This window comes from Methylosinus sp. DMC45 (assembly GCF_056313885.1).
Window position 1 is genome coordinate 86,779 of the sequence record NZ_JBQUZK010000055.1, and the last position, 16,775, is coordinate 103,553.

General features: G+C 63.2%; 15 protein-coding genes and 3 pseudogenes. 12 read left to right on the forward strand and 6 right to left on the reverse strand.

The genetic code is table 11. The features are described from left to right. Window positions 1-26 precede the first annotated feature (26 nt). From ACT53T_RS19040 to ACT53T_RS19050, 3 genes are read left to right on the forward strand one after another with little or no spacing between them, the layout of a single operon-like run. The gene (locus ACT53T_RS19040; RefSeq protein WP_400770436.1) at window positions 27-368 is read left to right on the forward strand and encodes a 4Fe-4S binding protein; all 342 of its coding nucleotides are present in this window, start codon (window positions 27-29) and stop codon (window positions 366-368) included. A 51-nt stretch (window positions 369-419) separates the two neighbouring features. Further along, window positions 420-1,307 carry a pirin family protein gene (locus tag ACT53T_RS19045; RefSeq protein WP_476162437.1) on the forward strand — a complete coding sequence of 296 codons (888 nt, stop codon included), beginning with the start codon at window positions 420-422 and terminating at the stop codon, window positions 1,305-1,307. A gap of 52 nt (window positions 1,308-1,359) precedes the next feature. Continuing rightward, on the forward strand, window positions 1,360-1,797 hold the full coding sequence (locus ACT53T_RS19050) for a DoxX family protein (protein WP_476162438.1): 438 nt from the start codon (window positions 1,360-1,362) through the stop codon (window positions 1,795-1,797). A 199-nt stretch (window positions 1,798-1,996) separates the two neighbouring features. Here ACT53T_RS19050 and ACT53T_RS19055 read toward each other — a convergent pair whose 3' ends face one another. Beyond that, window positions 1,997-2,644 carry a TetR/AcrR family transcriptional regulator gene (locus tag ACT53T_RS19055; RefSeq protein WP_476162439.1) on the reverse strand — a complete coding sequence of 216 codons (648 nt, stop codon included), beginning with the start codon at window positions 2,642-2,644 and terminating at the stop codon, window positions 1,997-1,999. A gap of 310 nt (window positions 2,645-2,954) precedes the next feature. Between ACT53T_RS19055 and ACT53T_RS19060 the strand changes: the two genes are divergently transcribed. After that, window positions 2,955-3,371 carry a hypothetical protein gene (locus ACT53T_RS19060; protein WP_476162440.1) on the forward strand — a complete coding sequence of 139 codons (417 nt, stop codon included), beginning with the start codon at window positions 2,955-2,957 and terminating at the stop codon, window positions 3,369-3,371. Here ACT53T_RS19060 and ACT53T_RS19065 read toward each other — a convergent pair. Continuing rightward, window positions 3,356-4,300 carry an IS630 family transposase gene (locus tag ACT53T_RS19065; RefSeq protein WP_476162441.1) on the reverse strand — a complete coding sequence of 315 codons (945 nt, stop codon included), beginning with the start codon at window positions 4,298-4,300 and terminating at the stop codon, window positions 3,356-3,358. The two genes, ACT53T_RS19060 and ACT53T_RS19065, sit on opposite strands and share 16 nt — an antisense overlap. A gap of 122 nt (window positions 4,301-4,422) precedes the next feature. Between ACT53T_RS19065 and ACT53T_RS19070 the strand changes: the two genes are divergently transcribed. From ACT53T_RS19070 to ACT53T_RS19085, 4 genes and pseudogenes are all read left to right on the forward strand, one after another. Next, entirely contained in the window at window positions 4,423-4,740 is a 318-nt protein-coding gene (locus tag ACT53T_RS19070; protein ID WP_476162442.1) for a cobaltochelatase subunit CobN, read from the forward strand. Between the two features lie 239 nt (window positions 4,741-4,979). Then, a pseudogene (locus tag ACT53T_RS19075) lies at window positions 4,980-5,738 on the forward strand (efflux RND transporter permease subunit); the annotation flags it as partial. Next, window positions 5,725-6,924 carry an efflux RND transporter periplasmic adaptor subunit gene (locus ACT53T_RS19080; protein WP_476162443.1) on the forward strand — a complete coding sequence of 400 codons (1,200 nt, stop codon included), beginning with the start codon at window positions 5,725-5,727 and terminating at the stop codon, window positions 6,922-6,924. The pseudogene ACT53T_RS19075 and the gene ACT53T_RS19080, both read left to right, overlap by 14 nt. A gap of 23 nt (window positions 6,925-6,947) precedes the next feature. Further along, the gene (locus tag ACT53T_RS19085) at window positions 6,948-8,513 is read left to right on the forward strand and encodes an efflux transporter outer membrane subunit (protein ID WP_476162444.1); all 1,566 of its coding nucleotides are present in this window, start codon (window positions 6,948-6,950) and stop codon (window positions 8,511-8,513) included. Window positions 8,514-8,613: 100 nt separating this feature from the next. On the opposite strand, the pseudogene ACT53T_RS19090 reads toward ACT53T_RS19085, so the two are convergent. The 4 genes and pseudogenes from ACT53T_RS19090 to ACT53T_RS19105 all read right to left on the reverse strand — a co-directional run bounded on the left by ACT53T_RS19090 (window position 8,614) and on the right by ACT53T_RS19105 (window position 14,601). Then, window positions 8,614-9,637: pseudogene (locus tag ACT53T_RS19090) on the reverse strand (c-type cytochrome). A 652-nt stretch (window positions 9,638-10,289) separates the two neighbouring features. Then, the gene (locus ACT53T_RS19095) at window positions 10,290-12,941 is read right to left on the reverse strand and encodes a TonB-dependent siderophore receptor (RefSeq protein WP_476162445.1); all 2,652 of its coding nucleotides are present in this window, start codon (window positions 12,939-12,941) and stop codon (window positions 10,290-10,292) included. Between the two features lie 111 nt (window positions 12,942-13,052). Beyond that, window positions 13,053-14,006, reverse strand: coding sequence for a FecR family protein (locus ACT53T_RS19100; protein ID WP_476162446.1), 954 nt, complete (start codon window positions 14,004-14,006; stop codon window positions 13,053-13,055). Window positions 14,007-14,100: 94 nt separating this feature from the next. Beyond that, the gene (locus ACT53T_RS19105; protein ID WP_476162447.1) at window positions 14,101-14,601 is read right to left on the reverse strand and encodes an RNA polymerase sigma factor; all 501 of its coding nucleotides are present in this window, start codon (window positions 14,599-14,601) and stop codon (window positions 14,101-14,103) included. Window positions 14,602-15,218: 617 nt separating this feature from the next. Between ACT53T_RS19105 and ACT53T_RS19110 the strand changes: the two are divergent. From ACT53T_RS19110 to ACT53T_RS19125, 4 genes and pseudogenes are all read left to right on the forward strand, one after another. Further along, window positions 15,219-15,378: pseudogene (locus ACT53T_RS19110) on the forward strand (transposase); the annotation flags it as partial. A 515-nt stretch (window positions 15,379-15,893) separates the two neighbouring features. Further along, on the forward strand, window positions 15,894-16,319 hold the full coding sequence (locus ACT53T_RS19115; protein WP_476162448.1) for a putative toxin-antitoxin system toxin component, PIN family: 426 nt from the start codon (window positions 15,894-15,896) through the stop codon (window positions 16,317-16,319). After that, window positions 16,316-16,579, forward strand: a complete 264-nt coding sequence (locus ACT53T_RS19120) for a toxin-antitoxin system HicB family antitoxin (protein WP_476162449.1) — start codon at window positions 16,316-16,318, stop codon at window positions 16,577-16,579. Before ACT53T_RS19115 ends, ACT53T_RS19120 begins: the two co-directional genes overlap by 4 nt. Window positions 16,580-16,623: 44 nt before the next feature. After that, window positions 16,624-16,775: recombinase family protein (locus tag ACT53T_RS19125; protein WP_476162454.1), on the forward strand; the 152-nt coding region annotated here is incomplete at its 3' end.

A 16,775-nucleotide genomic window follows, 5' to 3' on the forward strand; every position in this document is an offset into this window, starting at 1 on the left:
GCCGTCGATCCTCAGGAGAAAGCCCGGTGAGCACCAATCCGATGAAAGTGAGACGGGCCGCCGCCCACCCCGACCGGCCGGGCGAGGCATGCAAGGCGGAACCCGGCGCCTATCGCCCCGAGGTCGACCCGCGCCGCTGCGAAGGCAAGGGCGATTGCATCGAGGTCTGTCCATATGCCGTGTTCGAGCTCGGCCGTCTTCCCGACGAAACCTTCGACGCTATGCCGCTGCTCGCGCGGATGAAGTCTTGGGCGCACGGGCGAAAAACGGTCTTCACCCCCAAGGCCGACGCCTGCCGGGCCTGCGGCCTGTGCGTCGTGGCGTGCCCCGAACGCGCGCTCCGACTTGTCCGGGCGGAGGTCGGCTGAACGCGGAAGCGTTTTTCGCTCCGCCGCCCGAGAACTGCAAAGGAACCTTCTATGTCTACTCGCATTTCTCGCGTCGTCCCCGCGACGACCCGGACCCTCGGCCTCGGTCTTTCCGTCAGCAGCGTCGATTGCGGCGCGCTCGGCGTCGCGGCCTCGCCCATCATGCTGCTGGACCACTTTCGTATAAGCACGTCGCCGTTCCAGCCGCATCCGCACGCCGGCTTTGCCGCCGTCACCTATGTGCTCCCGGATTCGGATGGAGGCCTGCGCAGCCGCACCTCGCTCGGCGACGATCTCGTGATCGGCCCGGGTGGAATCGTCTGGACGCAGGCGGGGAGCGGCCTGATCCATGAGGAGGCGCCGTCCGAAGCGGGTCGTGAGCTTCATGGCGTGCAGATTTTTGTGAACGCGAGCTCGAGCCGCAAGCTGACGGCGCCGCATGTCCTCCATCTCGAAAGTGGTGGAGCGCCAGAATGGCGCAGCGCCGATGGCGACCATGTGCGCGTGATCGTCGGATCCTTCGAAGGACTCTCCTCACCGCTCGTTCCGGTCGAGCCTTTCCGCCTGCTGGATGTCGAGCTGCGTCGAGGATTCTCATTCGACGTCGCGGCCGGCGACAATGCGCTCGTCTATGTTCTTCACGGCGAAATTCTCGTGCGCGCCGAAGACGACGAACGACGGTTAGCTGAAGAGCAGGCCGTCACGCTGCGCGGCGACGATACGCCGGCGGCTCTCGAGGCCCTGCGCCCTGCCCGTCTGCTGATCCTCTCGGGCGCAGAAATCCGCGAGCAGGTCGTCGAGCAAGGGCCGTTCATCATGAACGAGCAATCGCAGATCGACGCCGCCTTCGCGCGCTATCGAGCCGGCGAGATGGGCCGATTGACGCCCATGGCGAAGATCCGAGCGCCCTTGAACGAAGCGTCCATCGAACGAGCGTGAATGCGCGCGGTTCGTCCGCCGCAAATCCCTCACAAAGCAAAGGAGAAATCTCATGACTGAAGCTGGAATCGCGACAAGCGCCGTTCGCCCGTCTCTGGGCTGGCGAGCGGCTCTCTGGATCGCGCAGATTCTGCTCGCGCTTCTGTATGGAGCCGCAGGCGCAATGAAGAGCATCGCAACGCCCGAGGCGTTGGCGACGATGGGCGTCGCCTATGCTACCGACATTCCGTTCTGGCTGCTGCGCTTCATCGGCTATTCCGAGCTGGCGGGCGCAGTCGGAATCGTCCTGCCCGCATTGATCGGCGTCAAGCCGGGCCTCACGCCGCTCGCTGCGGCGGGATTTTCCATCATCCAAGTCTTGGCGATCGGCTTCCATATCACGCGGGGCGAGACGAACGCGTTGTCGATGAATCTTCCTCTCCTCGGCCTATCGCTGTTCGTGCTGTGGGGCTGGATCAGGCGGCCGCCTGTCGCGTCGCGCGGCAGGTGAGGCGCTCGGGATCGAGACGCACGCCTCGCACACTGCAACGCCGAGCCATACGCGCCGCCCTTTCGCTTCCGAAAGGCGGCGCGCGTCGCGTTTCATCGGCGACGTTTCGACCCGTATCGCACAACTCTCCCCAATTGTTCGTAGGCGATGGTGGGCGCAGGAACGGACGCTGTCGTGACGTTCGCGGAACGCCGCGGCGTCACGCGCTTTTGTCCGGCGCCGCCCGATAGGCGCTCAAGAATACGAATACTCCCGCCTCCATCACTCTCTCCGCCTCCGCCTCGTTCGGCAGGTCGAGGCCCAGAGCGACGCGCATCGGCAGATCGGACAATATGAGATTGAGGAATTGATTTGCCGCGAGATGGGCGTCGCCGAAGGTCAACCAGCCTTGCGCTTTGGCGTCTTCGAGAAAGGCGGCGACAAATTCATTCGCCTTATTTTGACCAGTGCGGAAATAGAGTTGGCAGAGTCCAGGAAAGCGGAGCCGCTCGCTGGACACGGTCTGGAAAAATTTGGTTTCGTCCTGTGAGAGAAAATGGAGAATGAATTCCTTTCCCAAACCTCGAAGAGCCGAGTCGATGCAGCTTCCGATCATGGGCGCAGGCTCGAACATGCGCTTCTCATCGCATTCCGACTGGATCAAATGGCTGAACAGCGCTTCCTTGCTTTGGAAATAGGCGTAGAGCGTCGTTTTCGACACGCCCGCAGCGCGCGCGATCGACTCCATGCTGGTTTCTCCGAATCCGCGCTTCAGAAACTCGCTTCGGGCCGCAGAGACGATCTGGGTCTCTTTCCGACCCGCCGAAGATTCCAGCGCTTCCGTCGGCGCAAGGGGTGACGGTCTCATAGCGATCGATCCAAAGCCCCTTTGCCCCCGCTGGATGCGCAAGCGGCGCTCTTCCAGGACGCGCGCCCTTCGACGGGGCGATCCCATTGGTCGATCGAAACGACGAGCGGCATGATCCTGCGTTCCTCACCCGGCGGCGGACTAGACTGAACGGTTTAGTTTACCACCGCAGCCGCCGTCGTAAAGCCTCGAAGGAGGCCCAAGCGTTCGACCGAATGGTCTCCACGTAAGATTCGACGCTCGAACTGCGTCGACACGGGTTTCGGCCGCCTCGGGGCGCCCCGCCCGACGCTTTCGCGCGTGACCACGAATGATGGCAGGTCTCCTAGCTCGCGGGTCGCTGCCTTGGACCACCTTCCCCGGGGAACGATTCGAGAACGACGCTGCGCTGATCGCCTATCTCACCGGCGTGATCGGCGGCGCGAAGATAGATAGCGAAATCGCGCCGCCCGTCGTCTATCCGAAACATGGATTCGATCATCCAGATGCTCCGAAGCTGGCCGCCGCCAGTCCAGAATCCGACAATCCCATCCAAATCCATGGCCATTTCGACCGCCAAGCAACGCGCGAAGGGAGAAAACGATATCGATGCGCGATTGCTCGCCGCGCATTCGATTTCTCGCCCAATCCAGCGAATAGCGGAGTTGTTCATGCCTATGGCGGCGGACACTATGGGCGTTACTCGCAAACGGCCTTTAGAGCGGAATCCGATCAAGCTGCATCATAGCCGGATGCCGCAAAGTAATTCGCGCATTCGTTCGGCGTGACGCTTCGCAGGGCCTGGGCGACCGCCGCGTCGAGCGCATCGACGGTGCGCGCCGCGATGCGCTGGAGAACCGACTTGATCTTGGAGAAGGACTTTTCGATCGGATTGAAGTCCGGCGAATAGGGCGGAAGATAAAGGAGCTTCGCGCATTTCGCTTCGATCGCCTCGCGCACGCCCACGACCTTGTGGGTGCTCACATTGTCCAGCACCACGATCTCTCCTGCGCAGAGCGTCGGCGCCAGAACCTGCTCGACATAGGCCAGGAACGAGCGGCCATCGAGCGCGCCGTCGATCATCATCGGCGCGTCGATGCGATCGACGCGCAGCGCTGCGATCAGCGTCGTCGTCTCCCAATGTCCGAACGGGACCGACGCCCGGCAACGCTCCCCGCGCGGCGCCCGGCCGAAGCGCCGCGCCATATTCGTCGAGACGCTCGTCTCGTCGATGAAAACGAGCTTTTCCGGGTCGAGATCGAGCTCGCCCTCGAACCATTCCTCTCGCGCCGAGGCGACCTCTTCCCCGTCCTGCTCCGCGGCATGGCCGGTCTTCTTCTTCCGCGTGATCCCATGGCGCGCGAGGAACCGCCACACCGTCTCATAGCCGACGGCGAGCCCGTGGCGCTCCCTGATCTTGTCGCGCAGCTCCATGATCGTCATGTCGGGCTTGTCCTTTATCTGCGCGAGGATGAAATCCGCCTGCGCCTCGATGCGCCGCGAGCGGCGGTCGCCGCCCATCTTGGCCGGCGCGACCTCGCCGGTGATCTCGACCCGCTTGGCCCAGCGCACGGCGGTCGCCGGACCGATATCGAACCGTGCGGCCGCCTGTCGGCGCGACATCCCGCCCCGGATCGCCTTCATCACCTTCTCGCGAAGATCCATAGACAGCGTCATGATCCCCTCCCAGCCGATCGCGCCGCTCGATGCCGATCAGCGCTCCGCTTCAGATATGGGAATCCGCCTCGCTTTATTGAATCGCCATGCTCGGACCACGCTCTAGGCTGAATCTCGCGAAGATGGATGCGGCGACACCGCCGCCGACGAGCGATGTAAACGCGCGGCTCGACAATCCGATGCCGGCCGCTTTTCTCGGCGGCTTGAATCTGGCGGCGAAGCAAATCACCGGCAGAGAGACGCCGCTCTTCGTCAACGACCTTCGAAATCTCGCGAAGACCAACATCCAGTCGGCGGAAAAGACGCTCCAGACGGAATTGCGCACGCGCTATTTCAATCCGAAATGGCTACACGAAAATCAAGCTCACGGCTATGACGCGCGCGGACACCGCCTCTCCAGGATTCCAATTTGCACCGAGAGTGAAGCAGAGCCCAATTAAGATTTATCCCGACAGTGGAGTTAAGGGCAACGTGACATCTGCCGTGGCGCTGGAAAGCACAGCGTGCGTCCACCCCGAAAGCGGCCGACGAAATCGCCGCCTAAAGATTCCACCCTCGCCGAAAAGCTCTATGGCCTTCGTCGGAAGAATACGCAGGACGTGAGGAAGAACCAGTTCATTCTCCCTCCATCGTTTCGTCTAGCTCATTTCGAGCCATTCGCGGAGCGGTTCACCATCATGCTTTTATTCGACGCGGCTGGAGTTCCGGCGTCGTCACCCATTTCAATAGTCAGTCGGCGTTCGACATCTATGCCGGCGTCCGCGGCCGCGACCTCGGCGCGATCGCGGACGACGTTCAAAAAATATTGGACGACACCCGCAACGAAGCGCCGGCGGCTTCCAATCTCGTGCTGCGCGGCCAGATCGCCACGATGCGCAGCGCCTATGCGGATCTGTTGCTCGGCCTCGCCCTGTCGATCGTGTTCGTCTACCTCATCATCGTCGTCAATTTCCAATCCTGGCTGGATCCCTTCTTGATCGTCTCTGGACTGCCCACGGCTTTGGCCGGCATCGTCTGGATGCTCTTTTTGAGCGAGACCACCATTTCCGTGCCGGCGCTGACCGGAGCGATCATGTGCATGGGCGTCGCGACGGCGAACAGCAATCTCGTCATCGCCTTCGCGCGCGAGCGGCTCGATCACGGCGACACTCCGCTCCATGCGGCGGCGGCGGCGGGCGTGACGCGCTTTCGCCCGGTCATCATGACAGCTCTCGCGATGATCATCGGCATGGCGCCTATGGCGCTCTCAGCCGAGCAGAATGCGCCGCTCGGTCGCGCAGTAATCGGCGGCCTGACCTTCGCGACCCTGGGCACGCTGCTGTTGCTGCCAGTCACATTCAGTCTCGCGCATGGCTTCCTCGCCCATCGCCGAGCGCAGCGCGCGCAAGGCGACGAGCGGAAGAACACGCAATTGGAGCAAGCGAATGTCGCACCCTGAGCCGCCCCATCTCCATGCGCCCGATCCGCTGGCGCAGGCGGAACTCTTGCGCAGGCTACGTCCGAGAGGCCTCATCGCTATCGGCGTCATTCTCGCGCTCGCCGGCTTCGGCATCCTCTCGCGGCGCGCGCGTGACGCCGAGCTCGCGCGCGTCACGCAGGATGCGGCGATTCCGACGGTCGAACTATGTATGCCGACGCTCTCGACCGCCACCCGAGAGCTCGTGCTGCCGGCCAATGTCGAGGCGTTCGTCGACGCGCCGATCTATGCGCGCGTCAATGGGTATTTGAAGAGCTGGGCCTATGACATCGGCGCGCAAGTCAAGGCGGGCGACGTGCTGGGCGTTATCGACGCGCCCGACCTCAACCAGCAGGTCGAGCAGGCCAAAGGCCTTCTCGCGCGCAGCAAGGCGGAGCAAAATCTCGCGCGGGCGACGGCGAAGCGCTGGACCACGCTCCGTAACGAGGCGGCGGTGTCGCCCCAGAGCGCGGACGAAAAGACCGGAAATCTGGAGGCGGCGGCCGCCTCTCAGAACGCGGCTCAGGCCAATCTCGATCGACTCGTCACTCTCGAAGCCTATCTCAATCTGACGTCGCCTTTCGACGGCGTCGTCACCGCGCGCAATGTCGACGTCGGCGCCTTGGTCGACGCCGGCGCCGGGCGGCGCGAGCTGTTTCGCGTGGCGGACATCCATAAAATGCGCATCTATGTCCGCGCGCCGCAGGCCTATGCGGCGAAGATCACGTCGGGACTGACCGCGCGGTTGACGCTGCCGCAATATCCGACGCGCGAATTTTCGGCGAAGATCGTGACGACAGCCAGCGCGATCGCCGCCGGCTCCAGAACATTGCTCGTGCAATTCGAGGCGGACAATCCCGATCGCGCGCTGTTGCCGGGCGCTTTCGGACAGATCAGGATCGCTCTTCCTCCCGAAGGGGCGCCGCTGCTCCTGCCGGCGAGCGCGCTCGTATTCATCAATGCGTCGCCACAAGTGGCGACTGTCGACGACCATGGGGTCGTGCGCATGAAGACCGTCAAGATCGCTCGCGATCTCGGACCGTCGCTCGAAATATCGGCGGGTCTCTTCGAGACCGATCGCGTGATCCGCACGCCATGGCAATCCGTGCATGACGGAGTCGCGGTGAGAATCAAGGACAGCGAGCGGAAGGAAGCGCAGGCGAGATGAAATTTTTGCGTCGATTCTTCCTAATGACGGCATGCGTATCTTTGAGTGGCTGCGATCTCGCGCCGTCCTATGTCGCGCCGACCTTGGAGACGCCGGAGAGCTTCAAGGAAGCGAAAGGAGACGGATCCGCCGCCGAGAAAAAGCGCGCCCTCCCGAGCGATGGCGGCTTACAATGGTCTTCCGCCGATCCGTCGGATCTACGTCCGCGAGAATCATGGTGGCGCGCCTTCCGAGACAAGCGCCTCGACGCGCTGGAGCGCGACCTCGACCAATTCAATCCAGACCTCGGCCAGGCCATGGCCGTCATGGACCGGGCGCGCGCCTTGGCCGCGAAAGCCGCCGTCGGCCTTTCGCCGACGCTGACGGCGAGCGGCCAACTGACCGAGAACAAGGAATCATTGCACCGCCCGTTTCGATTGGCCAATTCCTATCCGAGCGGCTCCGATTTCGCGCGATCGGCGCAGTCCCATGGCCTGCCCATAAACGCGCCGACCTTTTACGGCGACAATCAGCTGTCGATGCAGTCGAGCTATGAGATCGATCTTTGGGGGCGCGTCCGCAATCTCGCCGCCGCAGGCGTCGCGCAGGCGCAGGCGTCCGAAGCAGATCTCGCGGCCGTCGCCTTGAGCCTACATGCCGAGCTCGCGCGCGACTACATCAACCTGCAAGGCGCCGACAATGAGATCGCGCTGCAGAAGCGCATCGTCGCGGCCTACGGCCGCTCGCTTTCCCTCGTGCAGAAACGTGTCGGCGGCGGCATCACCTCGCCCGCCGACGTGACGCGCGCGCAGACCCAGATCGGCTTCGCGAAGGCCCAGCTCTCGGAGATAGAGGCGCGCCGCGCGCTGCTCGAACATGCCGTCTCCATTCTCGCTGGCCACACGCCGGAGAGCTTTTCTCTGCCGTCGTCGCAGACGCGCGTCGCCGCTCCGACGATTCCGCTCGGCGCTCCGTCGCAGCTGCTCGAGCGCCGCCCCGACATCGCCGCCATCGAGCGGAAGGTCTATGGCGCCAATCTTTCGATCGGAGTCGCGCGCGCCGCGTTCTTTCCACGCTTCACGATCAATCTTTCCGGCGGAACGCAAGACACGGGTCTCAGCCTCTTCAACGCGCGCAACAGCCTCTGGTCGCTCGGGCCAGCCGTGACGCTGCCGATCTTCGACGGCGGCGCGCATTCGGCAGATCTGCACGACGCCGAGGCCGCCTATCTCGAGGCCGTGGCGCATTACCGGAGCGTCGTCCTGCGCGCCTATGGCGAGGTCGAGGACGCGCTCGCGCTCATTCGCTATTTCGATCGTCAGGAAAAGGATATCGCCGCCGCCGTCATCGCCGGCAATAAGACGCTCGATATCTCGCTGAAGCTCTATGAGGAGGGCGTCGTGACCTATGTGGAGGTGGTGACGGCGCAATCCGACGCCTTCGCCGCGCAGCGTCAGGCGATCGCTTTGCGCACGGGACGCTTGCAAGCGGCATTGTCGCTGATGACGGCGCTCGGCGGCGGTTGGAGCGGCCCGGTCTCTCCGCCCCCCGCCGCGGAATCGCCCTGCGCTCTGTGCGAAATGGCGACGCAGGCCGCGACGAAGTCCTAGCACCCGCAAAAGAACGCGCGTGGCAGCAGAGGTCGTGACGGATCCCACCGTCTCGGCCTGCCCTCGCTCGATGTTCTCGAAATCGGCGTTCGGCGTCTTCCTATCGACCCTTCGACGCCGCCTCGCCGCTCGAGGACCCAGCCTGTCCGCCGGACTTCAAACGCTTCATCGCTTCGAGCTTGTCGCGGATCGGCTGAAATGGGCCAAATTTGTGCTGGGACGGAGAGAGCCCGTCGACATAGGGCCCATATCCAGCGTCGACGAATTTCTCGACGCCGACGGGAAAATCCTTGTCGATGTCGACCTTATGCGGCCGATCCATCGAAACCATATAGGCCGCTATGTCCCAAGCCTGCTCGATCGTCAGCGCCGGATGATCGTAGGTCGCGCCGAAGGGCATGTTCGCGTGGATGAAATTCGCCGCAGCGATCAATCGCCCCATGCCGGCGCCATCGTTGAAGCTGTCGGAACCCCATAGCGGCGGAAACTCGTAGCCTTCGGCGTCGCCGACGACGCCTCTGCGCTTGCCCTGCCCGTCGGCGCCGTGACATGCGGCGCAATTCTCGGCGAAGGCCTTCGCGCCCTCCTTCGGATCGGCCGGGCGCGTCAGCTCTGCCATTTGGCCAGCGCCTCGCCTCGCTTACTCCACGCCGGTCGAAAGAAAAGCGATATAGGCGACGATCGCGTTCATCTCTTTGGAGTCGACGGGTAGAGGTCGACCGTCGAGGCTGCGTGTCAGACAGTCGTTGATGCGGTCTTGGATCGTTTCGATCGCCCCTTCACGCGCCGCATAGCGCGGATAATCGCGGAAGACGCCGACCAGAGAAAGCCCATGCGGCTTCGCGCCGGCGTCGAGATGACAATTCTGGCAAGATAGATTGTTGCCGGCAGAATCGGCTCTGCGGATCGCGGCTTTCCGGTCCGATAAGCTTATAAGTTTCGATGATGAGGGCGCGGCCCATTCGCACCTCGCGCCCTCTGGAATCGTCGGGGAGCCGATCTATATCGGGCGCAATCCTGGCCCCGTCTCGGGTCGACGTTTCCGCCCGCTCGGCGGCCATCGCTTTTTCGGAAGCGCGCGCCGACGCATCGATGAGTTCGACGCAAGACAGAGCCGCCACTATGGCGAAGGCGCCGGCATTAGCCCAATTCACGCGACCTCCTCGGCGCTCTTTGCTCGACTTTTCGTCGCCACTCCGTCGCGGCCGACGCAGGACATGGAGGCGTTCCGAATTTATCGACGCGGGTCGGACGAGAGGATGCGCGATCGTCGGGAACGCCGCCCCGGATCACTTTCTGGATGAATGTCTTCGCGTGGAAAAATAGGCAATTAAATTTTCGATTAATGGGGCGCGCGAGCACCGGCTGCGTCGCAAATTTTGTCTATCTGTTGACGCGCTTTCTGCGTCTTCTGGTCCACGACCCGCGAACGATTTTGTCGCCATTCGTGCGGGAGAGAATGACCGTCATCGCGCCAGGACCGGGCCACGGCTTTTTACATTGGAACTCGCGCGCCTCTTAGGTCCCACTGGAAAGGTTGTCGCGTCAGAACTCCGTTCGGCGCCGATCTTCTCATCGAGCCAGACGGCTGCGCTGCGCCAATCCGCGTTCGCCTGCGGTTTGGACGAGATCGCTTGTCCGTCCATAGACGGGAGCCATGTGGCGCTACTGCAACGGACAAGACCTTCGTCCTGACTTTTTGGATTCGGCGCAGCCTTTTCGACCTCCTTCGATCTGGCGAGGCTCGAAGGCGAGAGGCCTTCGAGCCTCGCGCGCTCAGAACTCCACCCGTAGGGAGCCGAGCACATTGCGGGGGAGTCCCGGCGTCAGCGAATATCGGTTGGTGAAGCTGGTCGCGCCATAGAAGTAGGTCTCATTGGTGAGGTTGTTTACATTGACCTGCGCGGTCACATGCGTCGGGCCGAGCGCGAAGCGATAGCCCAGCATGGCGTTGAGGATGGTATAGGCAGGCATCTGGAAGGAGTTGGCGGGGTCGCCTTGCGCCGTGCCGACACGTTGCACGCCCGCGCCGGCGGTCAGCCCGCGCAGCACGCCGTCCGCATCATATTTGATCCAGACCGCGCCCATATTGTCCGGCACGCCGGGCAGGCAATGACCGGCGACCGGCGCCTCCTTGGAGAGATCGAGCGGGTCGGCGGGATTGAAGGGCTCGCCTTTCGTCACGCGCGCTTCGGTGTGGGAGTAATTGGCGATGATGCTCCAATTGTCGTCGACATAGCCGACGAGGTCCATCTCGACGCCTTTGCTCTCGGCGTCGAGGAGGTCGTAAATGCCTGTCGGCGCGACGACGCTCTTCTGCGCCACATTGGTTTTTTTGATGTCGTAGTAGGCGAAGGTCGCCGACAGACGTTTATCGAGCAGCTCCATCTTCACGCCGCCTTCCCATTGCGCCGCTTTCTGTGGTCCGAGCGGCGCGAAGGTCACGGAATTGAGGCCGTTGTTGAGGCTGAAGGACTCCGTGTAATTGCCGTAGAAGGAGAGCCAGGGCAGAGGCTGGATCAGGAGGCCGACGCGCGGGCTGAAGGAGTGATCGGAGATGTGCGCGGCCTTGAAGCTCGCGAGGTCGAGGGCGTTGTTGATGAGAGCGCTCGACGAGAATTGCGTGCTGCTCGTCGCCGAGGCCCAATCATAGCGTCCGCCGAGAAGCAGGTGAATCCTGTCCTCGTAGAAAGAAACGAGATCCTGCGCGTAGATTCCCTGCCAGTCCTGATTCTTGATGAGCGCGAAGCCAGAGCCCGGCTTCAGCTGACCCCAGGCTCCGGTTCCGGCGTAATAGGGGTTGAAGACGTTGAACTGCGGCCAGCCGGACCAGAAGGGCTGCGAGCTGAACACATAATAAGCGTTGTTCGACGAAGCGGAGTTGATGTGGTCCGTTCCGATCATCATCTCGTGATGAAGGAAAGCCGTGTCGAACTTGCCTTTGAGGTCCAGGCTGGTGGAAATAGAATGCAGATTGTTGCGTCCGAGAATGAGCGAGTTCACGCCGTCGCCGACTGCCTTCGCGCCGGCGCAGCCGGTCGGATAGGGCGGATCATAGACGCAATTGAAGAATTCGCCCGACGATAGAAGCCGCGCGTTGGAATAGGAGAAGCGATTGACGAGGCTCCAAGTCTCATCGAGCTTATATTCCCAGTCGAAGCCGACGAAACGCCGCATGTAACGGCTGGGATTATTGACCGTGACGGTCGGGTCCTCGAAATAGCGGCTGATTGGAACATTGGCGGGACGATTGCCGATCGCCGGAAAATTGGCGGCGTTGTCGGGGCCATAGAGATCCGTATATTCGAGATCGAGATTGACCTTCAGCCGCTCCTCGGGACGATAGGTGAGCGTCAATCCGCCGAAGCCATTCTGGCTGGTGACGTAATCGACGAAAGAGCCGGCGTGCTGATACTCGCCGGTCAGGCGGTAGAGCAAGGTCTTGTCGGCGGTGAGCGGCCCGGTCGCATCGACCGTGGTGCGTGTGCGGCCCCAGGAGCCAGCCTGCTCCTCGATGGAGTAATAGGGCGTCGTCAGTGGGCGCTTGATGATCATATCCACGAAGCCGCCCGGCTCGACTCGACCATAGAGGACCGCGCCCGGCCCCTTCACGACCTCGATCGACTGCACATTGGCGGTGCTCGGATTCATGACGAAGGGCTGCATCAAGCCATTGCGATAGGTCTGCGACATGCCGTAGCCGGAGACCGACGTCGTCGTGAAGCCGCGGATCGTCAGCGTCTGCCAATAGCTGTTGCCGCCGGGCGCCGGCGCGACGCTGCTGACATTGCCGACGACGGCGTCCTGGACGCTCACCGCCTGCTGATCGTCCATCGTCTGTCGCGTCACGCTCTGAACGGCGATCGGCGTCTGCATCAGCGGCGCGTCGAGCTTGGTCGAGCCCGCCTTGTCTGTCTTGTACCCCGTCATGCGGTCGCCGGCGCCTGCAGCCAAGCGCGCAGGCCCCCCCGGCGTGCGAGCCCCCGCTGCGCGCGCTTCGGCGCCGATCTCGATGGGAGGCAGAGATTCGAGGCCGGATGCGCCATCGTTCATCGTCGTTCCGGCCTGCGCGAGCACGATGGCGATCGTCTTGCCAGACGGGTCGACTTCATAGGTGAGGCCCGTGCCTGCGAGCAGCTCGTCTAGCGCCGCCTCCAGTGTCCGCTTTCCTGCGACGCCGCGCGTGCGGGCATGTCGCGTGAGCGCCGCATCGTAGACCAATTGCGCGCCGCTCACGTCCGCGAGGCGGTTCAACGCATCGGCGACCAATCCGGCGGGAATCGCGAACGCTTGCGGCGCGATGTTGGCGCGGGCCGAGGGCGTGTTGATGGCCAGCGCCGATGGGGCGACGATGAACAGGCCGATGGCCGTGGCGGCCGCCGCTCTCCTGCGGCTCTTGTCGAATATCATCGTCCCCTCTCGCGCCATTTCGGCCTCCTTGCTCGGCAGCGTGGCTCACACGAGCCCGTTTCCCAAGACGCGGGAGATCGAAAAACAGGAGCTGGGGCGCAGCGCCTTTTTCTCACAGTGACATTTATGTCACATGTGGAGAACGATCAGATAATCGGAAAGCCGTGTCGATGCGAGGCCCAGAGACTTCTCGATCGCACGCACAGCCTCGAGCGGCTGATCTGTGCGGAACACGCCGGTCACACGGCGATCCTTGATCGCGCGGTTCGTGACGAGGACGAGTCCATGATGATAACGCCCGAGCGCGGCGATGACGTCGCCGAGCGGCTTGTCCTTGAAATAGAGTCGTCCACGCCGCCAGGCGGTGACGCGCTCGGGATCGACCTCATAGGGTTCGACGGCGGACAGCCCGGGGCCGAAAGCCGTCTGTCGCCCTACCTCGACTCGTAACGGTGCGCCTGCGCCCGAAATCTCGACGGCGTGCTCGGTCACGGTTACCTCGGTGCGCGCGCTGTCGGTCGCGACGTCGAAAGCGGTGCCGCGCGCGGCGATTTCCGCGCCCGCCGCCACGACGACGAAGGGACGAGTCGGATCAGGTTCGACCTCGAACCAGGCTTCCCCGGCGAGCAGCGACAGACGTCGTCGATCGCCGCCATAATCCATCGCCAGCGCGGTGTCGGCGTTCATATGGACGCGCGAGCCGTCTGGCAGGGTTATAGTCCTGAACTCGCCCGTCGCGGTGCGAAAATCCGCCCGCCACATCATCGACAGAGGCTCGAAGGCAAGCGCCAGCGCGAGGCAGGCGGCGGTGAGCGCGGCGACGCGCGGCGCCCATCGACGACCGGGCCTCGGCGCGCATGTTCCGACATAGGCCTCGGCGAGCGCCTTCGGGGCGCGCTCCCATGCTCCCCAAAGGTCGCAGGCCTCCTCGAAGGCGGCCTCGTTGCGGGAATCACTCGCCAGCCAGGCGCGGAAAGCGCGCAGTTCCGAGGCGGACAGGGCCCCCGCGTCGAGGCGAACCCACCATTGCGCGGCGAGGTCGTAGCGCTCGGAGTCTTCCTTGTCTATCTCGAGTCGGGTCATAGATTGAGCGTGCTTCTCGTCCGAGCCCCCGGAGGACGGGGCGATCCGACCATAAGACGCGCGAGGCGGCGAAAAAAGGAGGTCCCGACCTTTTTCAATCGAGCGCTCCACGCAAATGGCGGAAGGCGGCCCGCAGATGCTTCTCCACCATGTTCCGCGAGATGCCCAGCCGGCGCGCGATCTCCTCTTGATGCAGGTCGTCGAAACGGCGCATCACGAACACCTGTCGGCAGCGCGGCGGCAGCGTCTCGAGCGCCTCGGCGAAACGCTTCATGGACTGCTCCGCCTCCAGCCGCGCGCCCGGCGACTGCTCGTCGGGAACGAGGTCGTCGACCTCGAGCCCGCGCACCAGGAAACGGCTTTCGAGAACCGCTCGGCGGGCATGGTCGCGCGCGAGATTCGCAGCCACAGAGCGAAGCAGCGCCGAGGTCTCGCGAACGTCCTCGCGCTCGGAATAGCGAAGAACCCGCAACATCGCCTCCTGGGCGAGGTCGGGCGCAGCGTCCGCGCCGACGCGGCGGGTGAAAAAGCGAAGCAGCTCGCGCGAATGGCGCGCCAGCGCCGCGCCGAGCCTGTCGGAATTCTGCATGGCCATCGAAAAGCTCGAGAAATGCGCCAGAATGCGATTTCGTGGCTCGCGGCCGACGAATCGCGAAGGCAAGGGAACCCGAATAGGGCGCGCAGACAGGCGAGATCGAGCAACAGGGCGCCGACGGCGCGTCGCTCACGCCCTGTGAGGCGGCGCTTGCGATGACCAGGAACTCATCCATCCCGGCGGCCGCAACGCCAGAAAGACGCGCAGCGGCTCCCCGGTCGTGTCCTGCGCGACAGCGCGCCAGGGCGCGTCGAAGCCGAGCGGATCCGCTCGCCGGACGGCTGCACATAGGACGCAGAAGCGATGCGCAACATGCCCGGCGGCGGTGCCGGGAGGCGTGTCCACGGCAGCATTGGCGCAGAGCCGCTCGAACGCCGGTCCATCGGCGCTAATATGTCCAAGCCCAGACGCCGAAACGGCGAAGGACTGAAGCAAAAGAAGCACGGCGACGAGCGCGACCAATCCACGAGGACGGAGAGCAAAGCGCGCATCGGAGATAGCCATGCCAAAACCATAATTGAAGGCCGCCACCTGTCAATCCAATCGCCGAGCGACGGCGCGCCGGCTGGCAGCGTTGCGGGGCGCGCATCATGCACAACGCGCTCGCTCATAGCCCGTCGAAGATCTACTCGACCAATGGTCTCGAGCTGGTGAATGGCGAGATCAAACGCCGCGCCGAGGTCGTCTGCATCTTCCCCGACGAGGACGCCAATCACCCGGCTCATCGGCGCGATCCTGCTCGAGACGAACGATGAATGGGCCATGCAGCGAGGCTTCGCGATCTGGACGAATTCGCCCGCGCGCCACAAGTCCGCGCTGGCGTCATGGAAATACACGCGAAGAACGAAAGCTTCAGCGATGAGATTGGAGCGAAGCTGCTCGTCGAAACGCGCGAGGGCGTCCGACGCGCTCTCGAAGGGCGTTTGCAGGCGCTCGAATGAAACCGAGCCGGGAAGATCTAACCGCATTCTAATTCCGTGAGCATCAAGATACTTTTCAAGTTATTTCGATTTTAGCTTGAGTGATAGAATATGCCTTTTTCTCCTTCGCGGCTTGGATCGAAAAGCGCCGCCGCGGCCGCCGAAAGCGAGCCTCGTCACGGCTCTGGAGACGAGCTTTCGGCCAGCAAATCGACGAAAAGGCGTGTTTTTCAGGCCTTTCTCCTACTTTCCCCTGGGTGGCGGCGGCGAACCTCGGCCTTCGGCTGCGTTTTCAAACGACTGATTTGTAATAACTTGCACTTTTGGAATTATGGCCAGTGACACATCCCATAGGATGTATTATATTAGGCCATGAAGCGCCTCGTTCTCGACACCTCGGTCATCGTCTCGGCATTCCGCAGCTCGCGCGGCGCGAGTTTCGTAATTTTGAACCTCGTGGCCGAGCGGCGGCTCGTCCCGCTCGTCTCGACGGCCTTGTTTCTCGAATATGAGGACGTTCTCCAACGACCGGAACAGCGGGACGCGCACGGGCTCGATCCGAGCGCGGTCTCGAAAGCTCTCAAGGAGCTTGCGGCGCTGTGCGAGCCCGTGGAGCCCCATTTCAGCTGGCGACCACAACTGTCAGACCCGGCAGACGAAATGGTTCTGGAGGTCGCTTTGAACGGAAGAGCCGAGTGTATCGTGACGCATAATGTGCGTGACTTCCATCAAGCGGTCCCGAAATTCGGGATTCCGGTTTTGACGCCAGGCGCCGTGCTGGAAAGGATCGGAAAATGAGCAAAGCGACTTATCCCCTGAAGCTGCCCACCTCCCTCAAAAAGGAGGCTGCCAGACTCGCGAAACAGGATGGCGTTTCATTGAATCAATGGATTGCGACGGCCGTCGCCCAGAAAGTCGGCGTCGTCGAAACGACGGCCGAGTTCCTGAAGCGTCGCGCTGGAAACGCGAGCGGCTCCGGTTTGTCGGAGATTCTTCGGCAAGCGCCCGACCGCGCGCCGGATCCCGGCGACGAGTTGCCTCCTGATTGGATTTCGTAGTGAGGACGCCTCCTTCGCTCACCTCGAAGCCGGTCGCCTGACCCATGCCCCTGATCGGCTACGCCCGCGTCTCGACCGAGGATCAGGTCACCGACGCCCAGACCGATGTGCTGAAGGCGGCCGGCTGCGTCGAGATTTTTCGTGAGCATATGTCGGGGGCGAAAGCCTCGCGGCCGGAACTCGCCAAGGCGCTTTC

Bases quoted from the DNA above. Each gene is read 5' to 3' on its own strand.
- ACT53T_RS19045 (WP_476162437.1), top strand. From the start codon at position 420: ATGTCTACTCGCATTTCTCGCGTCGTCCCCGCGACGACCCGGACCCTC.
- ACT53T_RS19050 (WP_476162438.1), top strand. From the start codon at position 1,360: ATGACTGAAGCTGGAATCGCGACAAGCGCCGTTCGCCCGTCTCTGGGC.
- ACT53T_RS19055 (WP_476162439.1), bottom strand. From the start codon at position 2,644: ATGAGACCGTCACCCCTTGCGCCGACGGAAGCGCTGGAATCTTCGGCG.
- ACT53T_RS19060 (WP_476162440.1), top strand. From the start codon at position 2,955: ATGATGGCAGGTCTCCTAGCTCGCGGGTCGCTGCCTTGGACCACCTTC.
- ACT53T_RS19065 (WP_476162441.1), bottom strand. From the start codon at position 4,300: ATGACGCTGTCTATGGATCTTCGCGAGAAGGTGATGAAGGCGATCCGG.
- ACT53T_RS19070 (WP_476162442.1), top strand. From the start codon at position 4,423: ATGGATGCGGCGACACCGCCGCCGACGAGCGATGTAAACGCGCGGCTC.
- ACT53T_RS19080 (WP_476162443.1), top strand. From the start codon at position 5,725: ATGTCGCACCCTGAGCCGCCCCATCTCCATGCGCCCGATCCGCTGGCG.
- ACT53T_RS19085 (WP_476162444.1), top strand. From the start codon at position 6,948: ATGACGGCATGCGTATCTTTGAGTGGCTGCGATCTCGCGCCGTCCTAT.
- ACT53T_RS19095 (WP_476162445.1), bottom strand. From the start codon at position 12,941: ATGGCGCGAGAGGGGACGATGATATTCGACAAGAGCCGCAGGAGAGCG.
- ACT53T_RS19100 (WP_476162446.1), bottom strand. From the start codon at position 14,006: ATGACCCGACTCGAGATAGACAAGGAAGACTCCGAGCGCTACGACCTC.
- ACT53T_RS19105 (WP_476162447.1), bottom strand. From the start codon at position 14,601: ATGGCCATGCAGAATTCCGACAGGCTCGGCGCGGCGCTGGCGCGCCAT.
- ACT53T_RS19115 (WP_476162448.1), top strand. From the start codon at position 15,894: ATGAAGCGCCTCGTTCTCGACACCTCGGTCATCGTCTCGGCATTCCGC.
- ACT53T_RS19120 (WP_476162449.1), top strand. From the start codon at position 16,316: ATGAGCAAAGCGACTTATCCCCTGAAGCTGCCCACCTCCCTCAAAAAG.